This window comes from Hyphomicrobium sp. CS1GBMeth3 (assembly GCF_900117455.1).
Classification (GTDB): domain Bacteria; phylum Pseudomonadota; class Alphaproteobacteria; order Rhizobiales; family Hyphomicrobiaceae; genus Hyphomicrobium_C.
Map to the genome: position 1 here is coordinate 1172557 of NZ_FPHO01000003.1, position 12950 is coordinate 1185506.

The window sequence follows — 12950 nt, forward strand, 5'->3', positions numbered from 1 at the left end:
GACCACAAATCACGATAGCAGCAGCGCATCGGCGCCCGCAATTGGCTCTTTCGCCGCGAACTTTGGCGACGGAAGTGCACTTATGTCTGGAAGCGACGGACCAGCCTGTGCTACGATGACGCACCGCAACGAGGTTATTTTGATGGCCCAGCCGATGCTCAACAAATCCGACCCGCAGCCTGAGAAAAAAGAAGCGGTCGTCATCAAGAAGTACGCGAACCGTCGGCTCTACAATACCGAGACGAGCACGTACGTGACGCTCGAAGACCTCGCGCAGATGGTCCGCAATGACAAGGACTTCGTCGTCTACGACGCCAAGTCCGGCGACGACCTCACGCATGCGGTTCTGACGCAAATCATCGTCGAGCAGGAAAGCCGCGAAGGCGGACAGACGCTGCTCCCGATCCCGTTCCTGCGCCAGCTGATCCGCTTCTACGACGACAACATCGGTACCATGGTGCCGAGCTATCTCCAGTTCAGTCTCGAGGCCTTGGTCAAGGAGCAGGAGAAATTCCGCTCCATGTTCGCGAGCGCCTTCGCCAATCCCGCAGCCGCGTTCGAGGCCTACCAGGACCAAGCACGCAAGAACATGGCAATGTTCGAGCAGGCGATGGCCATGTGGACCTCCTTCGGCGGTGCAGCAAGCCAGGGCAAGAGGGACGATAAGACCAACGAAGATGCGGCACGCAGCGGCGGCACACCGGGCGAGGCTCCCAAGGCCGAACTCGACGAGCTCAAGGCGCAGCTTTCCGCAATGCAACAGCGCATCGACCGCCTCGCGAAGGACCGCGAGTAGCTGCCGGGTTAAATCCGCCCGTTCGACTTGAGCTCTTCGACCGACACGGGCGCGCCAAAAAGAAACCCCTGCAGGTAGGTGACGCCCGCCGCCTCGAGAAATGACGCGCCCGCCTCGTCTCCACCCCACTCCGCCACCGTCTCGAGCCCGAGCCCCTCGGCCATGTCGATGACCGACTTGGCCAAGGCACGTGCGCGTGGATCGTCCGGCAGGCCCGCGAGCAGCGCCGCGTCGATCTTGAGGATATCGAGGTTGAGCACCCGCAAATGGCGAAGCGACGTATTGCCGGCGCCGAAGTCATCGAGCGCAATCCGGCACCCGAGCGCGCGGAGCCTATCGAAGAAGGCGCGAGCGACATCGAAGTCGCGTATGGTGGCCGTCTCCGTCACCTCCACGATGAGGCGAGAATGGATATCCGAGCACCCTGCCGCGAGCCTTTGCAAAGCCGCAGACCAGTCGTCGTCGCCAGCGGTCAGGCTCGAGATATTGACCGCGAGCTTGAGCATGGGATCGGCTGCGAGCAGCGCGGCGCCAAGCTCGAGCGCCCGGCGATCGAGTTGGCCGACGAGCCCGAGCGCTTCCGCATCCTCGATGAACGTGCCCGCCGAGACGAGCATGCCATCGGGCAGTTTAAGCCGCAGAAGCGCTTCGTAGAACGCAACCTTGCGGCTCAAAGCAGTGACAACGGGCTGCAAAAAGAGGACGAAACGGTTCTCGTCGAGGGCTTCGAGCAGCCATGTGCGAGAAAACGCTGCGGGTTCGCGGTCCGACACGATGCATCCTGCTCGATAAGCCGCACTACCCCCGGCGCGTCTTGTGACGGAGTTAGGTGAACCACACACAGGCGACATCTCTTGCGAGATACCGCTGCCAACCGTACCAGACGATCAGGCCCCCCGCATCCACAAGCAGCGCGCAACCGTTTTGGCGCGCGATGCGCGGGATAGAATGACGGGCGAGGAGATCATCTAGTTGGCGCTGCCGAAACCGATATCGCGACGTGCGACACGGATGGAGATGATAGCGCCCGCCACGACGTCGATCAGCATGACCATAAGCATGACGAAGAAGACGGAAGTCGCTGCCTGCGGAATGACGATAAACTCGACCAGCACCGCAATGAACACCAGCATGGATAAGCCGTGGTCGATCAGTCCGGACGAAGACGTGTAGGTGGCTTTCACGATCTCGATGAACAGAATGACGAGTGTCACCAGGATGATGAGGTCACCCCAGGTGAAATCCCAGGTGCCACCGCTGATCATATGGAAGCTGAAGATCGTCTCCGAGAGGAGCGCGCGCGCTGCCGCGCCGCCGTCAACGGCAGTGCCCTCCGCACCGGACGAGCCGGAGAACAAAACGATGACGTTGTAGAGAACGAAAGCAATAATGGTAAGCGGAATGGCTCTCAGCGACATTGGTTGCTCCTGCTGGCCCCGGACGTCTGGCTCGTAACCTATCCTCCGAAAGATTGCGAGCCATCACAACAAAAACGACGGCACCCATTAGGCACCGTCGTTGCTTTGAACACGCTCGTGACTGTCGAGCCGCATGTGGCAGATCGAAGGCGATCCGCCGTGCTCCGCGCTCAGGCGTCGGACTTCGGCTCGAGGATCTGCCGGCCGCGATATTTGCCGGTCTTGAGATCGATGTGATGCGGACGGCGACGCTCGCCGCTGTCCTTGTCCTCGACATAGGCGGGAGCGCTGAGCTTGTCGTGCGACTGGCGCTGGCCCTTCTTCATGGGCGAGGTCTTTTTCCTAGGAACAGCCATAGGTTAACTCCGGTGATCGCGGCGCCAGCCTGGGGCGCCCGCAAGGCTCTCAATTGGGTCGATCGGTGGAGGCTTTTGCCCGGTCCAGCGGCCCGACGCGGTTGCCGGCGGCCAAAACAATGAGCGACGCCAACCTTCCGATCGGGCGCCGCAGCTCCAAAACCAAAGATCGCGGCCTTATAGCGGCAATCCCGTGCCGACGCCAGATGATTTTGGCCTGGGCCAACCGGCAGGAAACACAGCAGAATCCCGGCCGGATCGCGAGGCTGCCCGATGCCGGCGGCAACCTAGGGCGGCCCGAAGTTGATCATCGGCGCCCAGTCGTCGGACTTTGGCTGCTGTTGCTGCAGCTTGCGAGCGGGGGCGGCAGGGCGCTTCTGCGCCGGGACCTTGCGAGCCGTGGGCCTCTTGACCACCGTAGGCACAGCCGATGCCGGACGCGGCGCGGGCGCCGCAGCGGAGGTCACGCACGATGCGACAGCTCCATAGGCCCTCACGCGCGCCTGCACGACCCGCGCTTTGGCCGACGTCTGCGGCCCGGGCGAGCCGGCGTTGCGCACGACAGGGTTGGGAAGCACGGCCGCGAGCAGCGCGGACTCGCGCTCGCTGAGCCGCGCTGCGGACTTGTTGAAGTGATGGCGCGCCGCGGCCTCCGCACCGAACACGCCGGGCGCCCATTCCGCGATGTTGAGATAGACCTCGAGCACACGCCACTTCGGCCATACAAGCTCCATCAGCAGCGTCAGCGGGATCTCGATGACCTTGCGCAGATAGCTCTTGGCATTCCACAGGAACAGATTCTTCGTCACCTGCATGGAGATCGTGCTGGCACCGCGCGGCGTGCCTCTGGCGGCGCGGTCGATGGCCTCCTTGATCGCCGCCGTATCGATGCCGCTGTGCTCGCAAAAGCGCCCGTCCTCCGACACGATCACAGCCCGCACGAGATGCGGAGAGATGGCGCTGAGCGGCACCCACCTGCGATCAATCGCCGTGCCGCCGAGAAGCTGCGTCAGCATCAGCATCGAGCCTGGCGGATTGACGAAGCGAAACAGGACCATGAGCACCAGCACGAGCGCGAAGTAGCTCGCAACCGCATAAAGACCGTAGCGGATCGCCGTGCGCAGATAGCCCGCCCAAGGCGTAGCACGTCCCGTCGCAGCTTCGGATCGCGGCGCGATGTCAGCCACGTCCGAGCGCGAAGCGCGCAACGCCGGGTCCAGCCGGCGCCCCAGCGTTATGAGGTGCGGATCTTCCCGTGACTCGGGTGGATGAAAAAGATCCTTGGCCGCCAATTCGAAAGCGGCATCGCGGGTATCGGGCCCGGAAACGTCTGACGAGACCTCGGACGCATCGACGGCGGCGGCAGGGCTCGCAACCGACAACCGCGGCGCTGGCTGTGGCGGATCAGGAGCTTGCTCCGAACTCGCTGGAGGATCGCCGGACGACTCCAGCTCCGGCTCCGCTGCTGGCAAGTCGAGCGACGGCGAAACGCTCTCTTCAGCCGGCGCGGGCTCCACGGGCAAAACAGGAGGCGGCTCCGCCAGCGCTTCCGCGATCGCGCCGCGCCAGGGCTCGCTATCGCTGACGTCCGGTGGCGCAGTTTCCGTACCCTGGAAAACCTCCGGCTCTGGCTCAGCCACAGGAGCGGCAGGGGGCGCACCCTGCTCGGCAGGCGAGACGGAAAAGATGTCCGTCTCCGGGCTTGGCACCGAGACTTGCACCGGCTCCGGATCGTCGACAGCATTCACACGCTGGTCGAGTGCAGCGCTTTCGGGTGCGTCAGCCAGTGGGTCTTCGGGCGCATCGGGTGGTGTTGATACCGCGTGCGCCTCGGGCGAAGCCGCGCGCTCTTCCGTGCCCTGCGGAGAAGGATCCCGCGTGGCTGGCCCCCCTTCGGAACGGGGTGCATCGGCAAATGACGCCGCCTCGCTGGGCGACCCCTCCGCCTCACGGGTGTCCTTATCCACCACGGATGCTATATCCCGCGCCACTCACGTCCTTCAGAATGTCCTAGGTACTTCGTCAATGACCTTCGCGCAAAGGCTGGATCGGATCAGAGGGCTAACGGAGGCCCGTCTGGAGAAGCTCTTAGGGGCAGAAACTGACGCACAAAATCAAGACGGCTCCCCCCCGCGCCGGCTTCGCGACGCTATCGGCCATGCGACGCTCGGGGGCGGAAAAAGGTTCCGGCCCTATCTTGTCGTCGAGAGTGCCGCACTTTTCGGCCTTTCCGAGGCGGAAGCCATTGATACGGCCGCTGCCCTCGAATGCGTCCATTGCTACTCCCTCGTTCACGACGACCTGCCGGCCATGGACAACGACGCCACGCGCCGCGGTTTGCCTACGGTTTGGAAGGCTTACGACGAATGGACGGCGATCCTCGCCGGCGATGCCCTGTTAACGTTCGCCTTCGAGATCCTGAGCCGGCCCGAAGCTCACCCGAGCCCGGAAGTGCGCCTTGATCTGACAGCCGGCCTTGCCAAGGCCGCGGGCATGGCCGGGATGGTCGGTGGCCAGGCGCTCGACCTCGAGGCGGAGCGCTTAGGTGCTGGAAAACCGCCAGCTCTCAACGAGATCTTGCATCTGCAAAGCCTGAAAACGGGAGCCTTGATCCGCTTCGCCTGCGAAGCCGGCGCCATCCTGGGCCAAGCCAAGCCGGACGAGCGGCAGGCTTTGCGCACCTACGGCAAGGAAATCGGGCTCGCGTTTCAGATTGCCGACGATCTGCTCGACGCCGAAGGCGACGCTGCGACCGTCGGCAAGGCGGTGAGCAAGGATGCCGCCGCCGGCAAGGCGACGCTGGTCTCTCTGATGGGCATCGACGCGGCGCGCGCCGAGTTGCAGCGGGTCGAGCAGGCCGCCGTCGACGCACTGCGCTCCTTCGGCCCGCGAGCCGAGCCGCTGACCGAGGCCGCACGCTTTGTCGCCAGCCGCAATCGTTAACCGCGCCCACCGCGCCATCTCTCCCTTTTGCTTTTCTCGCGATTTCAGGCCATAAGCCGCCCCTTGACGCGAATACGCGCGCGAAGAGATCGCATGATTCCGAAGATCGCCATCGTCGGCCGGCCCAACGTGGGCAAGTCGACCCTGTTTAACCGCCTGACGGGCTCACGTGCCGCGCTGGTCTCCGACCTGCCGGGGCTGACGCGCGACCGCAAGGAAGGGGAAGCGGAGCTCGGCGGCCATCCGATCAAGATCATCGATACGGCCGGCCTCGAGGTTGCGGCGAAAGGCTCGATCGCGGACCGCATGCGCCAGCAGACCGAGGCGGCGATCGAGCTTGCCGACCTCGTGCTGTTTGTCATCGATGCGCGCGACGGCGTCACCGCGACCGACGAGACCTTCGCGCGTACCGTGCGTGCGTCAGGCCGCCCCGTCGTGCTGATTGCCAACAAGTGCGAGGGCCGCACCTCCGACGAAGGCTTCTACGAGGCGTTCAAGCTCGGCCTCGGCGAGCCCGTCGCCATCTCGGCCGAGCACGGCCTTGGCCTCAGCGATCTTGAGCGCGACGCGCTCGCGGCACTGGGCCTCAAGCCGAAGCAGCGCCCGCGCAAGGGCGACTCCAGTGAGGAGAGCGAGGAAGAGCACGAAGGCGAGCGTCCGCTGCGCGTTGCGATCGTCGGACGCCCCAACGCCGGCAAATCGACCCTCGTCAACGCGCTGATCGGCGAGGATCGGATGATCACCGGGCCCGAGCCCGGCCTCACGCGCGATTCCGTCGCGAGCGACATCTCCTGGCAAGGCCGCCCCATCCGCCTGTTCGACACCGCCGGCTTGCGCCGCAAGGCCAAGGTCACCGAGCTCGCGGAGAAGCTCTCGACCAGCGACACCATACGCGCCATCCGCTTCGCCGAGGTCGTCGTGCTTCTGCTCGACGCCGAGCGCGGCCTCGAGCACCAGGACCTCACCATCGGCGATCTCGTCACCCAGGAAGGGCGCGCCCTCGTCATCGCACTCAACAAGTGGGATCGCGTCGAGGAGAAGCAGAGTTATCTGAAGGAGCTGCACCGCAAGGTCGCGGAGGGCTTGGCGCAGGTGCCGGGCGTCTCCGTGGTGCCGATCTCGGCTGCGAGCGAGAAGGGATTGGACAAGCTCCTGCGTGCCATCGTGAGCGCGGCCGAGGTGTGGAACCGCCGTGTCCCGACGCCCGAGCTGAACCGCTGGCTCGCGGAAGCGCTCGCCCGGCATGCGCCGCCGGCTCCCTCCGGTCGCCGGCTCAAGATCCGCTATATGACGCAGCCGTCGACACGCCCGCCGACGTTCGTTGCCTTCTGCTCGCGCCCCGATGCGCTGCCGAAGCCCTACCAGAAATACCTGACCAACAGCCTGCGCGCGGCCTTCGATCTGCCGGGAGTTCCCATCCGGTTGAACCTGCGCGGCGGGGACAATCCGTTCGCGCCGAAACGCCGCCGTGGTTAATCACGCCGCAGGCGGAAGAATCCGGCTGGCGCAGGACAAACGGCCGGGCTAGGTTCCGGCCGGGGATCTGGCCGGCAGACAAAACGAACAAGCAACCAGGGATGCACGATGTCCGATCTGTTTCGTAATGCGATGAATAAAGTTTCGATCACGCGCGCGCTCTTTGCGCTTCCCCTAGCGATCGCCCTCACTGTTACGACCGTCGAAGCCGGTGCCTACAGCAAGAAAGTCGAGAACTCCTGCCGCGCCGATTACAAGACACACTGCCCCGCATACAAAGAGGGGACATCTGCGCTGCGTAGCTGCATGACGCTTGCCGGCCGCCGAGGCAATCTGAGCCGCCGCTGCGTCAACGCATTGACCGACGCCGGCCTGGTGCCGCGCAAGTATCGCAAGCGCTGATCGGGGTTCCCTAGAATCGCAGCGGGCGGGAGCACGGCAGCGAACCCGAAGATGCTGCCTAGCTCACCGCCCGCACGGGCGTCACCCATGATGGCGCCGCACCGGACCTCGGTAAATAGGCGAGGGTGCCATCGACATCAAGCCCCTTCCGTGATCTTTTTCACGCCGAGCCGCGGGTGTTGCTTTGCGCCACCACGCTACGCACGGAAGGGATTTGAATAAACGTCCGCAATGAGCGATCCGGCAGAGGTCCTGTTCTATCATCTCGAGCGCGCACCGCTCGAGCGCGTGCTGCCGTCACTGCTCGAGCGCACACTGGAGCGCGGCTGGCGCGCTGTCGTGCAGTCGGGCAGCAGCGAGCGCCTCGAGGCGCTCGACCTCGCGCTCTGGACCTCCAATGACGCGAGCTTCCTGCCGCACGGCACAGCGCGGGACGGCGATCCCGCCCGCCAGCCGGTCTACCTCACGACCGGCGACGAAACGCCGAACGGCGCTGGCGTGCGCTTTCTCGTCGACGGCGCGGAAATGGCTGAGTTCTCAGGCTTCGTGCGCATCGTCTGCCTGTTCGACGGCAACGATCCGGAAGCGACCGCCAAGGCGCGCGCACAGTGGAAGTCGGCGAAGGCAAGCGGGTGCGCCGTCACCTATTGGCGCCAGTCGGAAAGCGGCCGCTGGGAAAAGCAGGGCTGACGCCCTTATCGGCCCGTGCTCGGGACCATCGCGATCGAGAGGAACACGGCCAGATCCAGCGTCATGTGGTGGATGTGGTCCGGCAGCTCCGTCCACGCCTTCATCTGCTCTTGGATGGGATGGTCGACATAGCTCGAATGCACGAGCACGGTCGTCATGCCGAGATCGTGCGGCACAGCGAGGTTCATCGGCATGTCCTCGAACATGGCAGCCGTCTCTGCCGCGACCCCGTGGCGCCGGATCATGCGATCGAACGCATTGGCCTCAGGCTTCGGAACATAGTCGCACGCGGCGATATCGCAGATGTCCTCGAAGAGATCGAGCACGCCGAGCTTCTCGGCGACCCGCTCTGCGTGCCGATGCGAGCCGTTGGTATAGATCAGCCGCCGGCCGGGCAGCGCCGCGATGGCCGCGCGAAGCTGCGGCGCTTCCTGTACGACCGACAGATCGATGTCGTGCACGTAGGCCAGGAACTCGGCCGGATCGAGCTTGTGCACGGCCATCAGCCCCGCAAGCGTGGTTCCGAACTGCCGATAGTAGGTCTTCTGCAAATGCCGCGCGTGCGCATACGGCACGCCGAGATAGCGCGCGATGAACGCCCCCATGCGGTGGTCGACCTGCGCGAAGAGATTGCATTCGGCCGGATAGAGCGTGTTGTCGAGATCGAAGATCCAGGCCTGCGTCGTATCGAAACCGCGCCGCAGCGCTCCCGCACGGGGCTCGAGAAGACGCGGTGGCTGGCGATCCGCCGCCCCGGAGCTCGAAACCTCGCGCTTGCGCTCTGCGCTCATGCGGTCTTTTTCGCCTTCGGCTTGCGTCGCCCGACAAGCGTTCCCGCGCCGTGGTCGGTGAGCAGCTCGAGCAGCACGCTGTGCGGCACCCGGCCGTTGATGATGACCACGGCCTCAACGCCCGCCTCGACGACCTCGATACACCCCTCGACCTTTGGGATCATGCCGCCGGTGATGGTGCCGTTGCGAATTAGCTCCTGGGCTTCCAGGATCGTGAGATCCCCGATCAGGTTGCCGTCCTTGTCGAGCACGCCCTCCACATCCGTGAGCAGAAGCAAGCGCTTGGCCTGCATGCGCGCCGCCAGCGCCGACGCGAACGTATCGGCGTTGATGTTGAGCGTCTCGCCCTGCGGCGAGATGCCGATCGGCGCGATGACCGGAATGAGATCCGACTTCGAGATCACGTCCACGATGTGCGGATTGACGTGCAGCGGATCACCGACATAGCCGATGTCGACATCCTTGAGCTCGGCGCTGGTCGGATCGGCCATCTGCGTGATCTTGCGCGCGATCATGAGGTTGGCGTCTTTGCCGCAGATACCGACCGCCTTGCCGCCCTGGCGGTTGATCGCAGAGACGATGTCCTTGTTGATGCGCCCGGCGAGCACCATCTCGACGACCTCGACGGTCGGCTTGTCGGTGACGCGCAAGCCGTTGACGAATTCCGACTTGATCTCGAGCTTGGTCAGCATGCTCGCGATCTGCGGCCCGCCGCCATGCACGACGATGGGGTTCACGCCCGACTGCTTGAGATAGACGATGTCCTTGGCGAAAGCGTCCGAGAGCGCCTGGTCCCCCATGGCGTGGCCGCCGAACTTCACGACCACCGTCTGCTCGTCGTAACGCAGCATATTGGGCAGCGCCTCCGCCAGGATGCGCGCCTGAACGTGAGCCGAAATCTCCTTCGGATCGAATGCGCCTTGCGGCGGCGCCACGGTTCCGGTCACCTTCGCCATATCTCTTTGCGACCCCTGCTGCCCTGAACGGCAATTGTGCGTTTTTTGGCCCCACCTTGGGGCCAGCTTGTCACGGCGAGCACATATACCCGGTGGATAGCTGGCCTCAACGGAATTCCCACACATTCGCGCGCCAAGATTACGCGTTGAGTTATTGGGGATTGCGGTCCAACCTTGCCCGACTCCTCATCATAACGTCATATCCCGTATGAGAGATTCGGCTGCGGGGTGGAGCCCGGGCGCAGAGCCCGCTTGATTTGGCAGGCCTGTCGGCCCCGAGAGGAATGCTGATGACGACCATGATCGTCGACGATCTCGGCAGAATCCCGATGTCGCCGTATCTCACGGCGACGCTGACACGCGCTGCCGACTACGCAACCGCCCAATCCCACCGCGAGGTGACACTCGAGCATCTGCTGCTGGCGCTCGCGGAGGATCCGGAAGCGACGATCGTCCTGAAGTCCAGCAGCATCGACCTTGGGCGCCTGACGGCCGAGGTCTCGGACTACCTCGGCCATTCGGACGACCGCATCGAAGCCGGCAGCGGGCAGACGATCGCCATCTCGGGCGACCTGCGGCGCATCCTCGAGGCGGCTGCGGCCGCCGCGCGCCAGGGTCGGCGTCGCGAAATCAACGGCGCTATCGTGCTCGCGGCCATCGTCGGTGACGGCAAAAGCACCGCCGCGCACCTCTTGCGCGTGCAGGGCCTGACCTTCGAGGAGGCGATCCGCGCCCTGCAGCGCGCGGCGTCCCCGCCCGAGCCGCCCCAGCAAGCACTGCCCCCGCAACCGGCGCACCATCATTCCGAACCCGAGCACGAGCCGGATCACGAGCCGCAGCCACCGCCGAACCTCGGACCACCGCCGCAGCCCGATCTCACGCGCCCTGCACCACCGGTAACGGAAGCGGCGCGCGATATCCCCGCTCCGCACACGGAGCCGGATCGCCTTCCAACGACGGAAGAGATTCTGGCTTCGGCCCGTGAGCGCCTACAGAACCGCCACGGCGAGACCGACGCCACGCACGCGCCGTCCACGCCGTCGCCGCTGCCGCGCGCCAACTATCCGGACCTCGGCGGCCCGCCGCGACCCACGCCGACGCCGCGCGAGCCCGAGCGTCCTGCCGCAGCCGGCTGGTCTTCACCCGCGCCCGCGCCTTCAACCGATCGCCCGCCGTTCGCCGCCGAGCGCCCCGAGCCGCCGGCTGTCGACGCCGAACCGGTGCCGGCACCGTGGCCCGAGGTATCCGATTGGCACGAGCCAGAGCCAACACCACCTCCGCCGCCTTCGGATATAGCGGCCAGCGGCCGCTGGAGTGCCCCGCCGCGTAGCGCGAGCCGTCCGCCGGCACCACCACCGCCCGCAGCACCGCAGCAGCAGGATCGCAAACGCGCCGGCGCGTCCGGACCGTTCGTCGGCTCCTGGCCGCTGATCGAGGCTGGCCAGCTGGTCGAAAACATTCCGCGCCGCATGCGCATCGGCATCCCGGTCGTCGCCGAGGCCCGCATTGCACGCGCCGACGTCAAGGCGCTAGCCGAGGGCCTGCAGGGCGGCGGCGCCGCGTTTCGTCATGAGGTCGTCGTCACCAAGGCCATGTCGGTGCGCCTGCGTGCGCCCGACGGCGGCTTCTCGATCGAGAACCGCTCGCCTGAGACGCAGTGGATCGAGAACGTGCTCGGGCTAGGATCCGACGACTACGCGAGCTGGCGCTGGACAGTGACGCCGCGCGCGCGCGGCAAGCGCCAGCTGCAATTGATCGTCTCGGCCCGCACAATCGGCGCCGATGGCATGACGGCCGAGACGGCGCTTCCCGATCAGACCGTCGACGTCAAGGTCGCGATCAACTACGCGCGCACGGCGGCGCGCTGGTTCGGGTGGATCGCCGCCGCCGTGGTCGGAGGCCTACTCGCCAAGTTCGGCGAGACAGGCTGGATGATCGCGCAGGTGCTGTTCGCCCAGTACCTCGGTGGCTGATACTCACCAGGTGTACTCGCATGGGCTCAAGTCCACCGCCCTAGAACAGCCGGTTAGCTTCCTGAAACTTCGCGCTGACATCGCCGGAAAGATCGATGTTGTCCGGGTTGAGCGTCTTCACGGGCGCCCCAGCCGATAGATCGAAGGTCTTTAGGTCCGCCCACACGACATTCGGGCTCGTCGTCAGCTCGAAGAAGTAGCGCGTGTTGGTGAGATCCATCGCCGTGCGATATTCGGTGTTGTAAATGCCGAAGCCCTTGTAAGGCGCGCCGAACGGCACCGACACGTTGCGCATGATGGCCAGAATGCCGGCGATCGCAGCCCGCTCGTCTTTGGGCTCGGGTAGCAGCGCCGAGTAGTAGGCCGCGCGCTGGAAGCGATCCCTTGGATTGACGTTGCCCGGTAACGGCATGTCGCTCGCAGGCTTCGAAAAATCTTCCTTCTTGAGAAGCGCGAGCTGCTCGTCGTAGGTCGGATCGTTGGTCATGATCCGATACTCGCGGCCGTGATGGACGACCGGCTTGCCGTCGATATGCTCGATGATCGCCGAATCCCCGGTCGCATCCTCGAGCGCAAGGTGAACTGTCCCTTTGTGTCCGCGCGCTTCCGCGGTCACGATCTGAACCTGCTCGAGAAGCTGCAGCGCCTCCGCAACGGTTGCCGCAGTGTCGAGCACATATTGCGCCCACAGCGTCACGGCGATACCGGGCTTGCTGGTATCGCGCGGACCGTAGTCCGCGGCGTTCAGATAGAGAAGATGCGCGCCGAGCCCGCGCTCGTTCAACCCATCGACCGCACCGAGGTCATAGACGGATACGACCATGCTCCCGTATTTCGACGTCCACTTGGCAGGGTTGTCTGCAACGACGACCTCCGGCCCGACATTGCTGCCGCTGCGCTCGATGCCGCGCGGAAACACCATGAGCTTGGGCTCGGTGCTTTCCGGCCAGTCCATGGTGCGGCCGGTGACGACAGCGAGCTTGTTGTCGTTCCAGAGCACCCGCGTGCAGGCCACGGCAGGTTGCAATGACAGCGCAATCGCGGCTGTAAGCGCGACGCAACCGGTAACGCGATTGACTTGCAGACCCATCTCGGCCTCCGTTCCATGATGGCTAAGGTCCGCGGGACGCTAGGTGCAGGGCCGTGCGA

General features: G+C 65.1%; 13 protein-coding genes. 6 read left to right on the top strand and 7 right to left on the bottom strand.

Annotated elements, in window-relative coordinates:
* Window positions 1-142: 142 nt before the first annotated feature.
* A complete protein-coding gene (gene phaR / locus CS1GBM3_RS12800; RefSeq protein WP_072397472.1) occupies window positions 143-796 on the top strand; it encodes a polyhydroxyalkanoate synthesis repressor PhaR in 654 nt (217 codons plus the stop codon).
* 8 nt (window positions 797-804) lie between these two features.
* Here the strand turns inward: phaR and CS1GBM3_RS12805 are convergent, their stop codons facing one another.
* The 4 genes from CS1GBM3_RS12805 to mtgA all read right to left on the bottom strand — a co-directional run bounded on the left by CS1GBM3_RS12805 (window position 805) and on the right by mtgA (window position 4537).
* A complete protein-coding gene (locus CS1GBM3_RS12805) occupies window positions 805-1569 on the bottom strand; it encodes an EAL domain-containing protein (RefSeq protein WP_072395755.1) in 765 nt (254 codons plus the stop codon).
* A gap of 195 nt (window positions 1570-1764) precedes the next feature.
* Window positions 1765-2214 (bottom strand): hypothetical protein, encoded by a 450-nt coding sequence (locus tag CS1GBM3_RS12810; RefSeq protein WP_072395757.1) that lies wholly within the window; start codon window positions 2212-2214, stop codon window positions 1765-1767.
* A gap of 170 nt (window positions 2215-2384) precedes the next feature.
* Window positions 2385-2570, bottom strand: a complete 186-nt coding sequence (gene rpmF, locus CS1GBM3_RS12815) for a 50S ribosomal protein L32 (RefSeq protein WP_072395759.1) — start codon at window positions 2568-2570, stop codon at window positions 2385-2387.
* Between the two features lie 287 nt (window positions 2571-2857).
* Window positions 2858-4537, bottom strand: coding sequence for a monofunctional biosynthetic peptidoglycan transglycosylase (gene mtgA / locus CS1GBM3_RS19580; protein ID WP_244534646.1), 1680 nt, complete (start codon window positions 4535-4537; stop codon window positions 2858-2860).
* A gap of 58 nt (window positions 4538-4595) precedes the next feature.
* On the opposite strand from mtgA, the gene CS1GBM3_RS12825 reads away from it, so the two are divergent.
* The 4 genes from CS1GBM3_RS12825 to CS1GBM3_RS12840 all read left to right on the top strand — a co-directional run bounded on the left by CS1GBM3_RS12825 (window position 4596) and on the right by CS1GBM3_RS12840 (window position 8081).
* Window positions 4596-5513 (top strand): polyprenyl synthetase family protein, encoded by a 918-nt coding sequence (locus CS1GBM3_RS12825; RefSeq protein ID WP_072395761.1) that lies wholly within the window; start codon window positions 4596-4598, stop codon window positions 5511-5513.
* A gap of 93 nt (window positions 5514-5606) precedes the next feature.
* The gene (gene der / locus CS1GBM3_RS12830; RefSeq protein WP_072395762.1) at window positions 5607-6989 is read left to right on the top strand and encodes a ribosome biogenesis GTPase Der; all 1383 of its coding nucleotides are present in this window, start codon (window positions 5607-5609) and stop codon (window positions 6987-6989) included.
* A 108-nt stretch (window positions 6990-7097) separates the two neighbouring features.
* A complete protein-coding gene (locus CS1GBM3_RS12835; protein WP_244534647.1) occupies window positions 7098-7391 on the top strand; it encodes a hypothetical protein in 294 nt (97 codons plus the stop codon).
* A 231-nt stretch (window positions 7392-7622) separates the two neighbouring features.
* Window positions 7623-8081, top strand: coding sequence for a DNA polymerase III subunit chi (locus CS1GBM3_RS12840; RefSeq protein WP_072395763.1), 459 nt, complete (start codon window positions 7623-7625; stop codon window positions 8079-8081).
* A 5-nt stretch (window positions 8082-8086) separates the two neighbouring features.
* Here CS1GBM3_RS12840 and CS1GBM3_RS12845 read toward each other — a convergent pair whose 3' ends face one another.
* Window positions 8087-8872 carry a pyrimidine 5'-nucleotidase gene (locus tag CS1GBM3_RS12845; protein ID WP_083567539.1) on the bottom strand — a complete coding sequence of 262 codons (786 nt, stop codon included), beginning with the start codon at window positions 8870-8872 and terminating at the stop codon, window positions 8087-8089.
* The gene (argB, locus tag CS1GBM3_RS12850; protein WP_072395764.1) at window positions 8869-9828 is read right to left on the bottom strand and encodes an acetylglutamate kinase; all 960 of its coding nucleotides are present in this window, start codon (window positions 9826-9828) and stop codon (window positions 8869-8871) included. The genes CS1GBM3_RS12845 and argB overlap by 4 nt, the downstream gene beginning before the upstream one ends.
* A gap of 290 nt (window positions 9829-10118) precedes the next feature.
* On the opposite strand from argB, the gene CS1GBM3_RS12855 reads away from it, so the two are divergent.
* Window positions 10119-11801, top strand: coding sequence for a Clp protease N-terminal domain-containing protein (locus tag CS1GBM3_RS12855; protein ID WP_171946493.1), 1683 nt, complete (start codon window positions 10119-10121; stop codon window positions 11799-11801).
* Window positions 11802-11841: 40 nt separating this feature from the next.
* On the opposite strand, the gene CS1GBM3_RS12860 is transcribed toward CS1GBM3_RS12855, so the two are convergent.
* Window positions 11842-12891: a linear amide C-N hydrolase gene (locus tag CS1GBM3_RS12860; protein ID WP_072395765.1), complete on the bottom strand. Its 1050-nt coding sequence runs from the start codon at window positions 12889-12891 to the stop codon at window positions 11842-11844.
* Between the last annotated feature and the right edge of the window lie 59 nt (window positions 12892-12950).